17 protein-coding genes and 3 pseudogenes are annotated in these 18006 nt (G+C 60.6%); 8 read left to right on the forward strand and 12 right to left on the reverse strand.

The genetic code is table 11. The annotated features are described in order from the left end of the window. Position 1 precedes the first annotated feature (1 nt). Both EGJ27_RS00740 and EGJ27_RS00745 read right to left on the reverse strand, forming a co-directional pair. Entirely contained in the window at positions 2-1372 is a 1371-nt protein-coding gene (locus tag EGJ27_RS00740) for a uracil-xanthine permease family protein (protein ID WP_125828740.1), read from the reverse strand. 270 nt (positions 1373-1642) lie between these two features. Continuing rightward, positions 1643-2296 (reverse strand): hydrolase, encoded by a 654-nt coding sequence (locus EGJ27_RS00745; protein ID WP_125828742.1) that lies wholly within the window; start codon positions 2294-2296, stop codon positions 1643-1645. Between the two features lie 139 nt (positions 2297-2435). Between EGJ27_RS00745 and EGJ27_RS00750 the strand changes: the two genes are divergently transcribed. Then, positions 2436-3332 (forward strand): LysR family transcriptional regulator, encoded by an 897-nt coding sequence (locus tag EGJ27_RS00750; protein ID WP_125828744.1) that lies wholly within the window; start codon positions 2436-2438, stop codon positions 3330-3332. A 59-nt stretch (positions 3333-3391) separates the two neighbouring features. Here the strand turns inward: EGJ27_RS00750 and EGJ27_RS00755 are convergent, their stop codons facing one another. The 5 genes from EGJ27_RS00755 to EGJ27_RS00775 form a co-directional block, all read right to left on the reverse strand. Beyond that, entirely contained in the window at positions 3392-5794 is a 2403-nt protein-coding gene (locus EGJ27_RS00755; RefSeq protein ID WP_125828746.1) for a DUF3772 domain-containing protein, read from the reverse strand. Positions 5795-6079: 285 nt separating this feature from the next. Then, positions 6080-6424 (reverse strand): antibiotic biosynthesis monooxygenase, encoded by a 345-nt coding sequence (locus tag EGJ27_RS00760; protein WP_125828748.1) that lies wholly within the window; start codon positions 6422-6424, stop codon positions 6080-6082. Between the two features lie 41 nt (positions 6425-6465). Continuing rightward, the gene (locus tag EGJ27_RS00765) at positions 6466-7440 is read right to left on the reverse strand and encodes a zinc-dependent alcohol dehydrogenase family protein (protein WP_125828750.1); all 975 of its coding nucleotides are present in this window, start codon (positions 7438-7440) and stop codon (positions 6466-6468) included. A gap of 62 nt (positions 7441-7502) precedes the next feature. Then, positions 7503-7805, reverse strand: coding sequence for a helix-turn-helix transcriptional regulator (locus EGJ27_RS00770; protein ID WP_125828752.1), 303 nt, complete (start codon positions 7803-7805; stop codon positions 7503-7505). 115 nt (positions 7806-7920) lie between these two features. Beyond that, positions 7921-8160 (reverse strand): hypothetical protein, encoded by a 240-nt coding sequence (locus tag EGJ27_RS00775; protein WP_125828754.1) that lies wholly within the window; start codon positions 8158-8160, stop codon positions 7921-7923. Positions 8161-8369: 209 nt separating this feature from the next. Here EGJ27_RS00775 and EGJ27_RS00780 point away from each other — a divergent pair, with 209 nt between their 5' ends. Both EGJ27_RS00780 and EGJ27_RS00785 read left to right on the forward strand, forming a co-directional pair. Continuing rightward, positions 8370-10601, forward strand: coding sequence for a TonB-dependent siderophore receptor (locus tag EGJ27_RS00780; RefSeq protein ID WP_125828756.1), 2232 nt, complete (start codon positions 8370-8372; stop codon positions 10599-10601). Between the two features lie 143 nt (positions 10602-10744). Further along, positions 10745-11581: pseudogene (locus EGJ27_RS00785) on the forward strand (LysR substrate-binding domain-containing protein); the annotation flags it as partial. Here the strand turns inward: EGJ27_RS00785 and leuD are convergent. The 4 genes and pseudogenes from leuD to EGJ27_RS25250 all read right to left on the reverse strand — a co-directional run. Continuing rightward, a pseudogene (leuD, locus tag EGJ27_RS00790) lies at positions 11560-11880 on the reverse strand (3-isopropylmalate dehydratase small subunit); the annotation flags it as partial. The pseudogenes EGJ27_RS00785 and leuD sit on opposite strands and share 22 nt — an antisense overlap. Next, on the reverse strand, positions 11867-12049 hold the full coding sequence (locus EGJ27_RS25240; protein ID WP_371920827.1) for an aconitase family protein: 183 nt from the start codon (positions 12047-12049) through the stop codon (positions 11867-11869). The pseudogene leuD and the gene EGJ27_RS25240, both read right to left, overlap by 14 nt. Positions 12050-12098: 49 nt before the next feature. Then, positions 12099-12578 (reverse strand): annotated as a pseudogene (locus EGJ27_RS25245) (aconitase family protein); the annotation flags it as partial. Continuing rightward, on the reverse strand, positions 12551-12739 hold the full coding sequence (locus EGJ27_RS25250; RefSeq protein ID WP_371920821.1) for a hypothetical protein: 189 nt from the start codon (positions 12737-12739) through the stop codon (positions 12551-12553). The pseudogene EGJ27_RS25245 and the gene EGJ27_RS25250, both read right to left, overlap by 28 nt. A 199-nt stretch (positions 12740-12938) precedes the next feature. Here EGJ27_RS25250 and EGJ27_RS24740 point away from each other — a divergent pair, with 199 nt between their 5' ends. Continuing rightward, on the forward strand, positions 12939-13115 hold the full coding sequence (locus EGJ27_RS24740) for a hypothetical protein (protein ID WP_158619304.1): 177 nt from the start codon (positions 12939-12941) through the stop codon (positions 13113-13115). After that, positions 13112-13759, forward strand: coding sequence for a hypothetical protein (locus EGJ27_RS00800; RefSeq protein ID WP_125828757.1), 648 nt, complete (start codon positions 13112-13114; stop codon positions 13757-13759). The genes EGJ27_RS24740 and EGJ27_RS00800 overlap by 4 nt, the downstream gene beginning before the upstream one ends. Before the next feature lie 48 nt (positions 13760-13807). Here EGJ27_RS00800 and EGJ27_RS00805 read toward each other — a convergent pair whose 3' ends face one another. Continuing rightward, positions 13808-14761, reverse strand: a complete 954-nt coding sequence (locus EGJ27_RS00805; RefSeq protein WP_125828758.1) for a tripartite tricarboxylate transporter substrate binding protein — start codon at positions 14759-14761, stop codon at positions 13808-13810. A 113-nt stretch (positions 14762-14874) separates the two neighbouring features. Here EGJ27_RS00805 and EGJ27_RS00810 point away from each other — a divergent pair, with 113 nt between their 5' ends. Genes EGJ27_RS00810 through EGJ27_RS00820 form a run of 3 tightly spaced genes read left to right on the forward strand, consistent with a single transcriptional unit; the run spans position 14875 to position 18006 of the window. Continuing rightward, positions 14875-16221, forward strand: coding sequence for an MmgE/PrpD family protein (locus EGJ27_RS00810; RefSeq protein WP_158619306.1), 1347 nt, complete (start codon positions 14875-14877; stop codon positions 16219-16221). 7 nt (positions 16222-16228) lie between these two features. After that, the gene (locus EGJ27_RS00815; RefSeq protein WP_125828762.1) at positions 16229-17548 is read left to right on the forward strand and encodes an LLM class flavin-dependent oxidoreductase; all 1320 of its coding nucleotides are present in this window, start codon (positions 16229-16231) and stop codon (positions 17546-17548) included. Beyond that, positions 17545-18006, forward strand: coding sequence for a tripartite tricarboxylate transporter TctB family protein (locus EGJ27_RS00820; RefSeq protein ID WP_125828764.1), 462 nt, complete (start codon positions 17545-17547; stop codon positions 18004-18006). Before EGJ27_RS00815 ends, EGJ27_RS00820 begins: the two co-directional genes overlap by 4 nt.

Consider the following 18006-nt stretch of genomic DNA (forward strand, 5'->3'; position numbering starts at 1 on the left):
ATCACTTATGCTGCGGCAGGAACCAGTTCAGCACCAGGGCGCAGATGCCGCCGGTGGCAACGCCGGATTCCAGCACATTGCGCAGCGCGGCCGGCATGTGGGCGAGAAACTCGGGAACCTGAGCCACGCCCAGGCCCAACGCCAGGGACACGGCGATGATCAGCAGGGCGCGGCGATCCAGGTCGATGCCGGCCAGGATATTGATACCCGAGGCCGCCACGGCGCCGAACATCACCATTGCCGCGCCGCCCAGTACCGGTTCCGGCACGGCCTGAATCACCCCGGCCACCGACGGGAACAGGCCGAGCACCACCAGCATCAACGCGATCCAGCCACCGATGCGGCGGCTGGCAATGCCGGTCAGCTGAATGACGCCGTTGTTCTGGGCGAAGATCGAGCTGGGGAAGGTATTGAACACGCCGGCCAGCAACGAGTTGACGCCGTTGACCAGCACGCCGCCCTTGATCCTTTGCATCCACAGCGGACCTTCCACCGGCTGGCGCGACACCTTGCTGGTGGCGGTCACATCACCGATGGCTTCCAGGGACGTCACCAGGTAAATCACCAGCATCGGGATGAACAGGCTCCAGGAAAAACCCAGCCCGAAGTGCAGGGGAGTGGGCACCTGGAACAGCGCGGCCTGGTGCATGCCAGTAAAGTCCAGGCGATCCAGGTAACCGGCCAGGGCGTAACCGACCAGAAGCGCGATGACAATCGCACAGCTGCGCATCCACACCAGCGGTATGCGGTTGAGCACCACGATCACCGCCAGCACCACACCCGACAACAACAGGTTCTCGCCGTTGGCGAAGGTGCCGTTGGCCATGGCGCCGTAGCCGCCACCCATGCTGATCAGGCCGACCTTGATCAGCGTCAGGCCGATCATCAGCACCACGATGCCGGTCACCAGCGGCGTGATCAGCTTCTTGACGAAAGGCAGGATGCGCGAGATGCCGATCTCGATGAACGAGCCGGCGATCACCACGCCGAAGATCGCGGCCATCACCGCTTCCACGGGCGTGCCTTGTTTGACCATCAGCGCGCCGCCGGCGATCAGCGGGCCGACGAAGTTGAAGCTGGTGCCCTGGACGATTAACAGCCCGGCACCCAGCGGACCGAAACGGCGGCATTGCACATACGTGGCGATGCCGGAAACCACCAGGCTCAAGGACACGATCATGTTCGTATCGCGAGGCGAAACCCCCAGCGCCTGGCAGATGAGCAGGGCAGGCGTGACAATCGGCACGATGATCGCCAGCAGATGCTGCAGCGCGGCAAAGAACGCCACCATCGGGCGCGGACGGTCGTCGAGGCCGTAAATCAGCTCACTGTCAGGGGCGGCTGGCTTGGCAGTGGAAATGGCTGGTTGCATGTTGAGGTCCGGGCAAAAAAGCGCGGAGTCTACAGGCCGGCCGGGTCAATACTCAATTGCCTGATGCTGTTGCGGGTATGCATTTCGCTGTTTTCTTCGGTGGTGGGTGCGTCTTCCCGCCAAAGCGGGCCCGTCCCACGAACCTGCCTTGTGGCGATAGCAGGTTTGCCGGGCGTTCACTGTGGTCAGGTGCCCAAGGAGGGGGTGAAGGTCCGCTGACGAAACAGGCTGCCAGCTCGATGTCCCGACGTGGCTTCACCCCCAATCGGGTCACGCAGCGGGCGAGGGGACCGGTGTGTTCAACAACTGCTGCTCCCACAAATACGCGATACCACTACCGGCGGCATGCTGCTGGAGGACTTCGGTCAGTGCGGCTGCGGTGTCGGCGCGAGCCCAGTCGCGCTGCCATTCCGCTGCCAGGGCCAGCCAGGTCATCATGTTCGCGCCCGCGGCGATCATGCGCTGGATCGCGACCTGATGGGCCTCGACGGAAACGGCGCCCGACGCGTCGGTGATGACTGTCACGTCCCAGCCTTCGCCGAGGGCTTGTATCACGGGCATGGCTACACAGATTTCGGTCCAAAGCCCGGCGATGATCAACTGCTTGCGCCCTGTCGCTTTCACCGCATCCACTACCTTGCGGTCTTCCCAGGTGTTGATGTAAGTCCGGTCAATGACCTCCTGGTCCGGGAACACGTCGGTGATCTGCGGGAAGATGAAACCGCCACGCTCGGCGATGACACTGGTCAGGAGGGTGGGCACGTTGAACGCCTTGGCCGCTTTTGCCAACGCTGTGGCGTTGTTGACCACCATCTGCGGTTCGTGGCTGTTCAGGTTGGTGAGCTGGTAGGGCTGGTGGTCGATCAGAACGAGTACCGAATCTTCCGGGCGGAGAAGCGAGGCGAGGCCGTTGCGAAAAGTCATCAAAGCACCTTTGTGTTTATGGGTGGATGGGTTTCAAGCAGCGTGCCGCGCTGTTTGAAGTCCATACTGTGCTGTTCCGGTTTTCGTTCCGGTAGTAGCATCTGGTGCTTAGCTGTGTCGCGAAATGAGGAACGCCGAAGTGGATATTGAAGCGCTGCAGACTTTCGTGGAAGTGGCCGACGCCGGGGGTGTTTCGCCCGCAGCGGTGCGGCTCGGGCTCTCCAAGTCCATCGTGAGCCGCAGGCTTGTGCGTCTGGAAAAGCAGCTTGGCGTGCAGCTGCTGGCGCGCTCCACCCGCGGCGCGGCGCTGACCGAAGCGGGAGCCACCTTCCGTGACCATGCGGCGAGAATTTGCACCGAAATGGACGTCGCCAGGGAAGCGATCCTGCCCGCGGGCGCTTTGCGAGGTCGCTTGCGGGTGGCCGCGCCGCTGTCTTTCGGACCGACTCATTTCGCGCCGATCCTGGCGGAAATGGCCCGACGCCATCCGCAGCTTCAGATCCAGACCTGCTACAGCGATCGCTTCGTCGACCTGATTGCGGAGGGGTATGACTGTGCGATACGGGTGGGCTACCTTCAGGATTCCAACCTGATCGCACGATGCATCGGCCCGATCAATGGCAAGCTGGTCGCCAGTGCGGGTTACATCAGCGAGCATGGCGCACCTGATAGACCGGAACAAATCCCAGACCACCAGGCGCTGATGAAGGGAACGGAAGCCTGGCAGTTCATGGATGGCGATAAAGTCGTCTCGGTTCGTCCGCAAGGACGTTTCATGGCCGACAACGGCATCGCGCTGGTCGCCGCTGCGGTCGCGGGAGTGGGCATCGCATACCTGCCCGATTGCCTCACCTACGACAGCGTGGTGTCCGGGGCGCTGGTGCCGATCATGACGAATTACCCGCCGCCGCCGGCGGGTGCGTATCTGGTCCGGCCCCAAGCCCAGCATCCGGCCCTGAAAATCCGGGTCTTCACTGAGCTGTTGATCGAATATTTCGGTCAGTCACCGCACTTTGCCGGCGCCGTTGCCACCTGATCCGCCAGCACCTGGCGTTGCGCTGCCACCGGTTCTTCATTGATGCCTTGGGCAGCCCGTCATTCCTGTGGAGTGTCTTTCGCCAGGCCTTCGTTGATCAGCACCATGCTTTGCGGTGCAGACAGGGCTATGCCCAGTTCGCGCAGCCGTCCGAGCACGGTAAACAGCAGGTCGCTTCGCGCGCCGCCCACCGAGCGTGGGCTGTTGACATAACCACTGGCGCTGATGATCAGGCCGTTGTTGGTCAGATCCTTGAACGTCACCGACGGCGCCGGCGCGTCGAGCACGGCTTCGTGCTCGGCAAAGGCCTGCAACAGCAGTTCGCGTATCTGCAGGACATCGGTTTCCAGCGGCAGGGTCAGGGTAATGCCCACCACGCCCAACGCATTGCCCATGGTCACGTTGCGCACGTTCTGTGTGATGAACTGCGAGTTCGGGACGATCACCGTGGAGCGGTCGGACATCTGGATTTCCGTGGCGCGCACGTTGATCCGGCGGATATCGCCCTCGACCCCGGCCAGACTGACCCAGTCCCCGACTTTGACCGGACGTTCGGTCAGCAGGATCAGGCCGGAGATGAAGTTCTGCACAATGGCTTGCAGGCCGAAACCGATCCCCACCGACAGCGCACTGACGACCCAGGTCAGGTTGGTCAGGCTGATGTGCAGCGTGGACATCACCACGCCCACCACCAGCACAAACCCGATATAACCGATCAAGGTCACAAGGGACGCCTGCATGCCGGCATCCATGGTGGTTTCAGGCAGCAGCCGCTGTCCGAACCAGTCCTTGAGCACCCGAACGCTCAGCAGGCCGATGACCAGGCACGCCAGTGCCAGCAGGATGTCGCCGGGTACGATATTCAGGTTGCCCAGGGATTTGTTGGTGAAGTCGAGCTGGATAAAGCTCTGCAGCAGCTCACCCGGGCTGGAACCCGAGGGCATGAACGCGAGCAGCACCGCCGTAAGCAACAACAGGGTACGGCCGATACCGGCCAGTATCGTGCTGGCCTGGGCCTGGTGCCGTGCCGACAGACCCAACGCCGAACCCAGTGCCAAGCCGCCGGGTTGCCTGGGCGACAGGAGGGTTTCGCAGACGTCGCCAAAGCAGGCAATCAACAGATAAGCGGTGGATGCCACCACGCTCATCCAGAGCAGCTTCACGGCCAGAAAATACGCCAGGGTCAGGTAACCGCTGAGCAAGGCCAGAAGACTCAGTCCTACCCAGACCGCGATCACGAATGGAATCAGCCCGGCGAAGCCCGCCGGTCTTTGCAGTTCGTACTTGCGGCGAATGCGGCGGTAGCGCACCAGGGCGAAGAAAAATACCAGCGAAACGGCCAGTGCCGTCAGCCCATTGACCGCCACCGTAAGCGCCAGACTGCTGGCGATTACGCTGTTGATGCGTTCCTGCGTACCGATGATCATCAGGGCCAGCGCCAGCACGACAGGGAAACGGCCCATGGCGGTGGCGATCTGGTCTGGAATCTGTGGCAGACGCCAGGAAGGATGGGGCAGCATCAACAGTGCGCGGCCCAGGCCCACGATAAAGGCGCAGAAGGTGATCAGTGTCTGCAATTGATCGAGCAGATTGAGCACGTCATTGCTCAGCACTGCATTGCTTTCCACCCCCCAGCGCAGCAAGGAGGTGGCTGCGGTGATGGTAAGGATGGTCGATAACCCGACGGCCAGCGCCAGGGCGCTGCGGCGCAGGCGACCTTCCGGGAGCCAGCGGACCATCGCCCGTATCAGCAAGCTTTCCAGCAGGCGTCGGCCAACGATCCATATCAACAACGCACCGGTCAGGATGGTGAGGAACAGGGTGCGTTTGCCCGGTGCCAGTACGCTGTCGAAGACCGCTCGCACATCGACCAGCAGCCCTTGCAGACGGCCCAGGTCATCGTCGGTAGGGCGGATCAGCGTGGACCAGAACGCGGAGCTGAGCGGACTGGCCGTGCGCGTGCTGATTTGCGAGTCAAAAAGGCTGCGACGCAGACTGAAGATCTGGATCGCCAGATCTCGGGCCGACTGGCTCAGCGCATTGGTCTGGCGCTCATCATTGACCAGCGCGTTTTTCTGAGCCGTCAGGGCTTTGCGTTGACTGGTCAGGCCGGGCGCCTCGTCAGGTTGCACCGGCCCGAGAATATTGAGCTGGTCGTTCAGCTGTTCGATGTCAGCGGCTTGCCGGGCGATAAGACCGTCGGCCTGTTTCTGCACCTGCAACGCCGCCTGGCGCAGGTTCGACAGCAGGTCGTCATTGGCGTTGACCGTGACTTTTTGGCGGATCTGGTCCAGCTGCTGATTGAGGTCCTCCAGACTCGCTTCTTCAACCTCCGCCGGCTGGCTGCTGGAACCATTGGCTGGCGTAGAAGGGGTTGGCTGCGCGATGGCCGGCAAGGTGACGCACAGCAGCAGTAGGGCGAGTAACCCGATGTAGAAACGGTTCAGCGTGGCTTGCTGCATTCTCTTTCTCTTTCCTTCTTGGCGTTAAGCGGCCGACGAGATCCCTATCGCGGTGGCCCAGGCCGCCGCGACGCATCATTGCTGAACCCGTGCAGAATGCGAAGCCGTTCGTGGGGGCGAACGGGCGTGCAGGCGCTGCCATTCTACTTAAAGAACCGGCGCCGGCTTCAGGAAGTTGACACGATCCGACCACAGCCCGCTCTCGAATCCCCATGGAACAAGGGATGGCCGGGCCGGCTGCAGGGTAGCCGGTCACTGCGTGCCTGACCAGCTGCCCGCTTCCCGCTACCAGGCGCCCAGGCCAACGGGGCTGTTCGAATCTTCATCCGCGCCGGTCGGCCAGGCAGGCCCCTCGACATGGTAGACCGTCGGTTCCTCCGAAAAAAACGCCTCCAGGCCCATCATGAACACTCGATGGTCTTCACTTTCTTCAAAACCCGGCGTGTGATCCTCGAGTGATTGCCATCGTACGATCAGATTGAATTGCTCGGGAGTTTCAATCCCCTGAGCGAGTACATGGCCGCGGTAGCCCTTCGCACGGGTAAGCAAAGGCGCAACCTCGGCAAATGCTTGTCTGAACATCTCAGTGCGTTCTTGGTGAATCGGGAGTAGAGCAATCTCATAAATCATGGCGTGCCTCGCAGTTGTGTTGACCGATTGAAAACAGGCGCCTACGGGAGGAGCGATGACTCGACCGCAATCGCGATTTTTCCTTGAACCCCGTTGTTGCGACTCTCCAGCCGAGCGTGGGCGAGGGCGATGTCGGCGAGCGAATAGACCGCACCTACGTGTGGCCGCAGCTGACCCAGCGCTACCGATGCGCTCAATTCATCGAGCTTGCCGCGGTTCTGCCGGGTGAACACGAAGTGATAGCTCGCGTTCTTGCCCCAGGCGTGGACCAGGTTTTGCGGCTGTGCAATGTCCACGATGGTCACGACGCGGCCAAGCTGTGCCAGCGCCTCAGGGCTGCGCGACAAGGTATCGCCGCCGATGGTGTCGAACACCACATCCACTCCGCGGCCGGCCGTCTCCCGCATGATGGCGTCGAGGTAATCCTCTTTTTCGTAGTCGATCACCACATCGGCCCCCATGCTGCGTGCGAACTCGGCATTGGCCTGGCGCACGGTCGTGAACACCCGGGCTCCCATGGCTTTTGCCAGCTGGATCGCCACATGACCGACGCCACCCGCGCCGCCGTGGATCAGTATGCTTTCACCCACCCGCAGCGCCGCGCGCACGATCAATGCTTCCCAGGCCGTCCCGCCCACCAGACTCAGACTGGCCGCCTCGAGATGACTGAGCGAGGCCGGCTTCTTCCCGATGATGCTTTCGGCCGCCACGTGGTATTCGGCGTAGCTTCCGGGGCCGTCGAATATCTGCGGTGTGTACCAGACTTCGTCTCCGGGCACGAAGGCTGTTACGCCTGGGCCCACTTCCTCGACAACGCCCGATACATCGTGTCCGGTAATCGCCGGCAGTTGCACCAGATCGGAATAGTCACCGCGTCGCACCTGGTAATCCAACGGGTTGATGGAAGTCGCGTAGACCCGGACCAGGACTTGCCCCGCTTGCGGCACAGGCTTTGGCACCTCGCGCAGCTCGAACGATTCCGGCCGGCCAAATGATTTGAGTACCATCGCTTTCATTTTTGAATCCTCATATCGACGAAAAGGGATATCGAGATATCTCGATATCATGCGGTAAAAAATTACAGCTCTTTCCCTATGATCTCGGCCAGCGCACGGATGGTTGCTTCATTGCGTTTGTAGTAAGTCCACTGACCGACGCGGGTGACTTCCACCAGGCCCACTCGTTGCAGAGTGGCCAGATAGCCAGACACCGTTGACTGCGACAGCCCGATACCTTCCTGAATACTGCTGACGCAGACGCCCACCGTGAGCACGTCGCCTTCGTCCTGGGCCGGAAAGTTCTTTGCGGGATCCTTCAAGCCTTTCAAGATATCCAGGCGAGTACGGTTCGAGAGAGCTTTGAATATTTCGATCAATTCCATACGCTGAGAATATCGAGATTTACCGATATGTCAATGTGGGAAGCATTTGCCCGACGGAAGGCTGTCCGGGCTGGATCGAAACAGCCGGTGCTGCCTCTTGCCCGTCGGCGAGCGGCTATTTCTGACGCGCCTTGGCCTCTGCGGCAAGGCATTCAAGGGCGAACTGCTCTGTGTAGGTCATCTGGATCGGCGTGGTTTCACCTTTGACGGTCCTTTCCCCATCGAGAATGTAGCGAATTCGCTTGTCAGTCACGCCGATGCGCTTGGCGATCCACGAAGGTGTCTGACCGATGCGCGCAATCAGCTTGTCGGCATAGTCGGTGGAGGGGTTATAGCGTTCTGCGTTGGGTGTCATGTGACGTCCGGGTAAAGGTCGGGTGCTGGCTGGGCCGGCAGTATGCAGCACCGCACGCGGATTGTTCGGTTGTGATCCCGCAGCCGACCTTTTTTTCTGCTGATTGTTCAAATTGCTACAGAGAAGGATTCGCATTCGCTATAATGCCGCGGCTTGGCCCACACCCTTACGATTAAGCGCTCATCCCCTCACGATCAGCAGGATTGCTCATGTCTATCCCACTTTTTCCACGCAAGGCCGCACTGAACTCCGTCTGGCTGCCGATTTGCCTCATGGCCAGCTTTTCCTCGGCAGCCGTTTATGCGCAAACAGCCATAGAGCTTCCCGTGCAGGAGACGCAGCCGGCCGACACCGGCGCAAGCCAGGGCGCGACGATGGAACTGGGAGAGACGGCGATCTCTGCAAGTGCCGACGCTTCGAAAGAGGGTCTTGTGCCGGAGTTCGAAGGCGGGCAGGTGGCGCGCGGCGGGCGGGTCGGCATTCTTGGCAACAAGGACTACATGGAAACGCCATTCACGTCCACGTCCTACACCAACCAGCTGATTCAGGATCAGCAGGCGCACAGCGTGGCGGACATCCTGCAGAATGATCCTTCGGTTCGTATCGCCCGCGGCTTCGGCAACTTCCAGGAGCTGTACGTGGTGCGGGGTTTCCCGCTGTATTCCGATGACATCTCCTACAACGGCCTTTACGGGCTGTTGCCTCGCCAGTACGTGGCGTCGGAGTTCATCGAACGTGTGGAAGTGTTCCGCGGGGCCAACGCATTTCTCAATGGCGCAGCACCGGGCGGCACCGGCATCGGCGGCGCCATCAACATCCTGCCCAAGCGTGCCGGCAACGAACCTCTGACCCGGCTCACCGTCGGTGCGGAGAACAATGGTTTCGGCACCGTCGCAGCCGACGTGTCGCGTCGTTTTGGCGAAGAAGATCGTTTCGGTGTCCGCTTGAACATGGCCAAGCGCGATGGCGAAACGTCGGTAGAAGACCAGGACCGTACCCTGGAAATGTTCGCGCTGGGCCTAGATTACCAAGGGGATCGTCTGCGGTTGTCCGCCGATATCGGCCATCAGTATCACTTCATCGATAACCCATTGCCGAGCGTTACCCCTGACGGACGTATTCCCAGCGCGCCGGATGCGGACAAGAACTACGGTCAGTCCTGGACCTACTCGAAAGAGAAGCAGACGTTCGGGACGTTCCGTGCTGAATACGATCTTTCTGATGCGCTGACGACGTGGGCCGCAGTCGGCATGCGCAAGGGTGAAGAGAAGAACAGTCTGGCTAATCCTCGAACAAGGTCTTCTGGTCAGACCTACGCTTATCGTTTCGACAATTACCGGGAAGAAACTGTAACGACCGGCGAGGTCGGTATGCGTTTCAACCTTCAGACCGGTCCGATATCCCATGAGTGGGTAGTTTCAGGATCCATGTTCGACACCAAAGATCGAAACGCGTATGCGGCGAGCGACTATGCCGGATTTGACGTTGATCTTTACAACCCATATGACACCGCTAAACCGGAGAACGAAAACTTCGGCGGCTCTATGTCAGACCCCAAGATTACAGCACGGACCCACACCCAAAGCCTCGCGATTGCTGACACACTCGGCTTCTTCGACGACAAGCTACTGGTCACTCTGGGTGCTCGTCGCCAAGGTTTGGACATGACCGGATACGATTACGACACCGGTAATCGTAACTCGCAGTACAAGCAGTACGAGACTACGCCGGTCGCAGGCATCGTTTACCAGTTGAACAGTGAGCTCTCTGTTTATGCGAACTACATCGAGGGGTTGACCAAAGGTGACACGGCGGGACAAGACACGATCAACAGAGGGCAGTCGTTGGCACCCTACGTTGCCAAACAGACCGAGATCGGCTTGAAGTATGACGGCGGCGTCTTGGGCGGCAGCTTGGCGGTATTCCAGACTGAGAAGCCGGTGGGCATCACCGAAAATCAGGTATTCAAGGAAGGCGGCGAACAACGTAACCGCGGTATCGAGCTTTCCGTTTTCGGTCAGCCCGCCCAGAACATTCGCCTGTTGGGTGGTGTGACATTGCTTGATGCAGAGTTGACCAAAACCCAGGACGGTACAAACGATGGCAACGAACCGATCGGTGTGCCGAAGGTTCAGGCCAATGTCGGTGCTGAATGGGATGTGCCGGGAGTCAATGGTCTGAGCTTGAATAGCCGTGTTATCTACACCGGCAGCCAGTACGCCAATAACGAGAACAACCTTGAGATCCCTTCGTGGACTCGCGTGGATCTCGGCGCGCGCTACGGCTTCAAAGTGGAAGAGCGCGATGTGACCTTGCGGGCGCGTCTCGACAACGTGACAGGTCGCGACTATTGGGCATCCGTCGGTGGCTACCCAGATTCCAACTACCTGGTCCTCGGCGCCCCGCGTACCTTCTCGGTCAGCGCATCGGTCGATTTCTAACGCTGAAGAACCGGCGGTACCTGACTAAAGCGGGAGTTTTCGACTCCCGCTTTTTTATGGTCGGCGATATGTCTGTCCTGCAATGGTGATGGACGTTCCAGCAAGCTCCCATCCACCCCGATACCTCCGGCCCATTGCTACGGCTGTGTTCAAATGCACGTTCATTGGTGCTGCCGGATGACCTGAGGGTTTTCTTGGCGGTCATTCGTAAAAATGGTTTCAACCATGCGGCGCAAGAGCTGGGGTATTCGCCGGCCTACATCAGCAAGCGCGTCTCGATCCTTGAGGCGACCCTCGGTGCCCGGTTGCTGCACCGGACCACCCGGCGCGTGGCGCTGACCGTTGATGGCGCGGGGGTGCGGGTCTGGGCTGCGCGATTTTTGGGCGACATGGACGATTTCATCAGCGAGCTGACGGACGCCCGACAGCAGTTGCGTGGCAGCCTGCACATCTGTAGCTCGTTCGGTTTTGGCCGCAATCACGTTGCACCGGCGATTACCCTGCTGTCGCGGCGCTGTCCCAAACCGGAAATTCGCCTGGACGTTTTTGACCGGGTTGGCGATATCGTCAACGAAGGGTTCGATCTGGAAATCCAGGAGGGTGACGACTTACCCGATCAATTGATGGGAAAGAAACTGGTCAGCAATCACCGGGTGCTGTGTGCAACACCTGACTACCTCGAACGGCGGGGCATTCCCGAGAATCTGGACGACCTGGCGAAGCATGATTGTCTGGTGCTCAAAGAGCGTAACTATGCCGTCGGGATCTGGAATCTGACGAAGGAGGGCGTTGAGGAATCGGTCAGGGTCAGCGGGCCGTTGTCGTCCAACAATGGCGAGATCGTCTTGCGCTGGGCACTGGCAGGTTCCGGAATAATTCTGCGTTCGTTGTGGGACGTGAAACCCATGCTCGACAGCGGAGAACTGGTGCAGGTCCTCAGCGTTTACAGCCAGAGCGCGAACGTCTGGGCGGTGTATCCGCCTATCAATGCCCGGTTCCCCAGCTGCTTGAGGCCCCAGAGGGCGTGTTCACGGCTGGAGCCGCAGCCGAAATTCGGGCCGACCACCAGAAAATTCGCGCCTTCCCAGGCGGGCTGGTTCAAGACGAATTGTGGATCGGGCGCACCTGACTCCAGAAACCGCAGGTCAAAGAAAACACCTTTGTCCAGGCCGGCGCGGTCAATGCCTTTGAGGAACTGCTTGGGCATGATCACGTCGGTGTCAATGTTCGACGCGAGAAGGGGAGCCGCTTTTCCGGTGACGATATCAAACGGTTGCATGGCTTACGCGTCCAGTGATCAAACGAACGTCGGTCAGGCGACCACGGATTGCGGCCGCAGCGACCATCGCAGGACTCATCAGATGCGTGCGAGCGGCCGCGCCCTGACGCCCCTCGAAATTGCGGTTGGTGCTGGAGGCGCAACGATCGCCTGGAGCGAGCTCGCGCACCAGCTTCCACGGCCATGTTGCAGATGGTCATCCGCGCTTCGACACTCAACGCGGAGATGGCCGGTCCGGTAAATTCGATGGCGTAACCGGTAGCACCTGAAGCACCAATTTTCTCGATCAGCGCCATGATGATGTCCTTGGACGTCACGCGCGTGCCCAGCCGGCCCGTTACCGTGACGCGCATGGTTTTCAGACGTTTGTAGACCAGCGTCTGGGTGGCGAGCAGGTGTTCGATCACCGAGGTGCCGATGCCGAACCCGAATGCACCGAGCGCACCATAAGTCGTGGTATGGCTGTCGCCGGCCGCGACCACCATGCCGGGCAGAATGAAACCTTGCTCAGGCGCAACCACATGCTCGATGCCCTGGCGCTTGTCCTGAACGTCAAACAGCTCGATTCCGAAATCGCGGCAGTTCTCCTGGAAGTACGACACTTGCAGCGCACCGCCCGCATCCGGCATTTGCGCCGTGCGAGCAGGCGCTGCCGGATTCACGTGATCGACTACGGCAAGGTGGCCGACGGGCGCCACACGCTGCGACCCGCTTCGCGCAAGCCGCTGAACGCCTGAGGGCTGGTGTACTCGTTGGCAACCTGGCGGTCGATGTAGATCAGCACGTGTCCCTGATCATCCAGGGTACAGACGGTGTGGCTGTCGATGTGTTTCTGGTAAAGGGTCCGAGGGCTGTTCATAGCGGCTGCGCTCTTGTTGTTGCGCAAAATCACGGTGAGGATTGCTACAGAATATTCCTTATGGAAACTGCATCAATGGCCTGGAAGTGTTCGTGTACAACACGATTCGTGAGTAGTCATGCGCGAAAAGCGGTTCCAGCACCAAGCTGCCCCCATTGGCGGTTACATTTACTAATCCTCTCGTTTTTCAGGACCCGCAATGCCGACCTCAATGCCGTTCGATGAAAACAACTGGTTGCCTGTCGTAGATGCTTTGATTGCAAAGTGGAAGGAATGCACGGCGCCGATTTTTGTAGAAAACCTGAGCCCTGCCGGATCGTCCACCGGCGATGCTCAACTGTTGGGACCGGCTTTCTGGCGACCTACCGCCAAATGACTTTTCTGGTGACGGCCGCCCACGTCCTCAAAGGCCTGGACACCAAGCGATTGCTGGCGACCAACCTCAAGGGCAAGGCGATCATGCTCAGCGGTCTGCCTTTTCTGGTCTGTAATGACAACGACCTGGCTATTGCTCCGCTGGAGCCGCAATGGCTGGCGGACACCGGTTTGCCCAGCCTCAACACGATCGTTCTCGACGATACCTGGGAAAACTATGAGTCCATCGGCTGCTGGATCACTGTCGGCTATCCCGGATCGAAAAACGGGATCTATCCGCGACTGGGCAAACATGCCATCAACAGCCATGGGACCAGCTTTACCGAAATGATCCAGGTGCCAAAGGCTCAAAGCCACATAGCCAACCCGCTTGGCTTTCGCTTCGATAAGAAAAGCGCGGTTGATACCGACCAGAAACGCGCCAACCCTCCGTCTTTCAGTGGCACCAGTGGCAGTCCCATTCTGGAGGTTCTGGCTCGCGTCGATACAACGGGCAATATCTCGCTGCGCTGCGTGCTTCAGGGTGTCTTGCTGGGATGGCACAAGAAAGAAAAAGAGGTGGTTGCGGGGCGTGTGGAAGCGCTTCTAGCCTTGATGGATGAGCTGTTTGAACTCCTGGAAGGTTCACGAGCTGCGTTGCGCTAGGCGGAAAAACGCTGCCTGGAGCAAAGCACTCCAGGCAGCGGCACCGACTCAATCCGCCTTGATATGAGCCTGCGCAATGATCTGCTTACTCAGGTCATAGGTGCTCTTGATCACCGCTTCACTTTGCTCCGTCGTCAGGCGTTGCGGTGCCATGCCCAACGCTTTCAATTCGCTGATGGTCGACGGTTCGGCCAGCACTTCATCAAACGCCTTGCGGATGGTCTCCAGCACGTCAGGTGGTGTCCCGCTCGGCGCCATGGCCAGGAACGCGCCGGAGAATTTCCATTGCGGGTAGGTTTCGGTCAGCGCCGGGATGCCCGGAAGATCCGGCGCTTCATCGGTGCCGAAGAACGCCAGACCGCGCAGTTTTCCAGCCTGCACAAAGCTGTTGGCCAGCGGATCGCTCACCAGATCGATGTGCCCGGCAGTGGCATCGGTCAATGCCTGGGCGCTGCCTTTGTACGGCACGTGGACCATATCGATGCCGGCCAGCAATTTCAGGTATTCAGTCGAGATATGGCCGGGCGTGCCGTTGCCTGATGTGCCGTAGGTGAGCTCGCCGGGATGCGCCTTGGCGTACGCCACCAACTCGGCAATCGATTTGATCGGCAGCTTGGGATTCACCGCGATGACCGAACGCGAGCCCGCCAGATGAGCCACCGGTGTCAGGTCCTTGACCGGGTCGAACTGCACCGCCACCAGTTGCGGGGCGATGGCCAGGTTACCAATCGAAGCATTGAACAAGGTGTATCCGTCTGCGGGTGCATGGGCAACGTGTGCCGCGCCCAGGGTTCCTGCCGCGCCAGGCCTGTTTTCCACGACTATCGGTTGGCCGAGTTTCTCGCTCAGATGACGGGCGATGATCCGCGCGATGTTGTCGTTGGTGCCGCCCGGCGTGTAGGGCACTACATAGGTGATGGGTTTGTCCGGGTACTGCGCCCAGGCCGTCGTGGCGGTGAGTGAAATAAGCGCGGCGGCGGTGATTCTTTTCAGCAAATGCATACGTGGTCTCGCAATCCTGGTAGACGATTAAGATAAAAGTTATTTATTATAAAAACATTGTTGAATAAGTAATGTTTATAACATTTTCGTCTAAGGTTAGATCGGGAGGCCGTGTGCGAGAGACACCATCTTCATTAACCCTGGCCTGGGCCCGGCATCTGCTGAGCCTGAAGCCTGGCGGGTCTGCACAGGTGATCGACGCCGCCCGCCGTGGGTTGACCGACTATCTGGCGTGCGCTCTTGGCGGTGCCGCCGACCCGGCGATCGACAAGGTGGTGGCCGCATTCGCGCCCGCTGCCGGCGCCGCGACCGTCATCGCCCGTGGGCAGGCGCTGGATGCATTGAGTGCGGCATTGATCAACGGCTACAGCGGACACGCGCTGGATTACGACGATGTACAGCGCAGCGTTCGCGGCCATCCCAGTACGGTTCTGCTGCCGGCATTGCTGGCACTCGCCCAGACCCGAGGCATCAGCGGGCACAAACTGCTCAGCGCATACGCGGTAGGCGTAGAGGCCATGGGGCGTCTGGGCCTTGCCGTCGGCGGCGCCCATTACGAGGCCGGTTTTCACAACACCGCGACCCTCGGCACGATTGCCACGGCAGCGGCCTGCGGTTGGTTGATCGGGTTGTCTGAGCAAGAGCTTGCAATTGCCATCGGCCTGGCGGTAACTCAGTCCAGTGGCCTGCGCCTGCAGTTCGGCAGTTCGGCCAAGCCATTGCACGCCGGTCTGGCTGCACGCAACGGCTTGAGCAGTGCGCTGCTGGCCGAAGCCGGGCTCGGCGGCGCCGCAGAAAGTCTGGCCTGGCGCGGCGGCTTTCTTGAGGTGTACGGCTTTGCTCAGTCCTCGCCGGAAAAGCTTCTGGAGAGGGGCGGCAACTGGCAGATCCTCAGTCCAGGCTTGATCTTCAAGCGGTATGCCTCGTGCGCGGCGACACACCACGCTGCTGACGCCGCACTGATGTTGCGCGCAGAGTACCGAATCAGTCCATCAACTATCACCCATATCACGGTGACCTTTCCGCCCGGCCTTACCACGCCGTTGGCTCGTGAACTGCCGCCAACCCGTCAGGCGGGCCGCTTCAGTGTCGAGTATGTGGTCGCTTACGCGCTGGTGCATGGGCATCTGGATGCGCCCGCGTTTGCGACCGGTGATGTCGATGCCGAAGTCGCTGGGCTAATGGCGCGGGTGAGGGTGGTGACCGATGAGCAAGCCGCCTCGATCACCCAGCCGCCGTTCGCCCGGTTTTCCGTGGTTGAGGTGTTCGGCAGCGACGGCGAGCACCTGAGCCTTCGGGCCGATGCGCCGCGTTCAGGCAATCCTGAAGAAAAACTGCTCGCCGCCGCAGGCAGCGCCGTGCGAGGCGCTGCAGTGCTCAGCGCCATCGCCAACCTTGACGACGCCCAATCATTGCAACAGTTGCTCAACGCACTGGCCGCACCCGTTACACATCATTGAGACCCTTATGAGCCAAACACTTCAACACATGCGTCTGGGCCTGTTCATCCAGGCTGCCGGTCACCACGCCAGCGGCTGGCGCTACCCTGGCGCGCAAAGCGGCAGTGAGAATTTTGCGCTGATCAAGAACCTGACTCTGGCCGCCGAGCGCGCGCGGCTGGACATGGTGTTCTTCGGCGACAAGCTGGTCACCAACGCCCAGGAACACCCGTCGATGATCGTGCGTTTCGAGCCGCTGACCCTGCTCGGTTCGCTCGCGGCGGTCACCGGACGTATCGGCCTGGCCGCGACGGCTTCGACCACCTACGGCGAGCCCTACACCGTGGCGCGCCAGTTCGGCACGCTGGATCATATTTCCCAGGGCCGTGCAGCCTGGAACGTGGTCACCACCGGCTATGACAGCGCGGCGAACTTTTCCCGTGCGACTCATCCCGATCACGAATTGCGTTATGAAGTGGCACAGGAATTCGTCGATGTGGTGCGTGGCTTGTGGGACAGCTTCGAGGACGACGCCTATGTACGCGATGCCGAAAACGGGGTCTTTCTCGACACCGAAAAAATGCGTCGCCTCGATCACAAGGGCAAGCATTTTTCCATCGACGGCCCGTTGAATCTCACCCGCAGTCCGCAAGGCCACCCGGTGCTGATTCAGGCCGGTTCCAGCGGTCCGGGCGTGAGCCTGGCGGCGCGTATCGCCGAGGTGGTGTTTACCGCCCAACAGGATATCGAGACCGCGCAACAGTTCTACCGGGATCTGAAAAAGCAGGTCACAGGTTTTGGTCGCGATCCCCATCACTGCCTGGTAATGCCGGGCGTCATGCCGATCATCGGTGCCACACCCGCCGAGGCGCGGGCCAGCTTCGAGCGCCTGCAACAGTGGACGGATATCAGCACCTCCCTGAAGTTGGTGGGTGAACGTCTGGGTCAGGATCTCGCCGGCTTCGATCTCGACCAACCGCTGCCCGACCTGCCGTTGCCGCAGAACATGAAAAGCCGTGCCAGATTGCTGCTGGACATGAGCCATCGCGACGGGCTCACCCTGCGCCAGATCTGCAATCTGGTGGCCGGGGCGCGCGGTCACAAGATTCTGGTGGGCACGCCCTCGCAGGTCGCTGAGGAAATGATCGCCTGGTTTGAGGGCGAGGCCGCCGACGGCTTCAACCTGATGCCTTCGCACTTTCCCGAAGGGCTGGAGTTGTTCGTGGACGGCGTGCTGCCGATCCTGCGTCAGCGCGGCCTGTTTCGTGAGGAATACAGCGGCACGACCTTGCGCGACCATCTCGGATTGCCGCGTCCGGCCCATCGCCGCTGGGGGCAGCGGCAATGAGTGCGCCTCGTCAACAGATCGATTTCACCGTCGGGCTGCTTTATCTGCTGCTGGGTGCTGCGTTTGCCTGGGGTGCCTACGGCTACGGCCTGGGTACGCCGGCAGGGATGGGCGCAGGCTTCTTTCCGTTCTGGCTGGGCATCGGTCTGGGCGGGCTGGGTGTCGGCGCCATCGTCCGCGCCTGGGCTCGTCATCGGCCCGCACAACATCTGGAACGCTGGGCGTGGAAACCGCTGTGCTGGGTGTTGGGTGCGCTGGGCCTGTTTGCCTTTCTGCTGCCCCACGCCGGGCTGGTGATCGCAAGCATCGTGCTGGTGCTGGTGAGCAGTCAGGCCAGCGATCAGTTCAGCTGGCGCGGCAGTGTGTCCAGCGCCGCTGTCATCAGCGTGTTCTGCGCGCTGGTTTTCGTCGTCGGCCTTGGCCTGCCCATGCCTCTGTGGCCCACTTTCTTCGGTTGA

It is taken from the genome of Pseudomonas sp. v388 (assembly GCF_003935425.1).
GTDB lineage: Bacteria > Pseudomonadota > Gammaproteobacteria > Pseudomonadales > Pseudomonadaceae > Aquipseudomonas.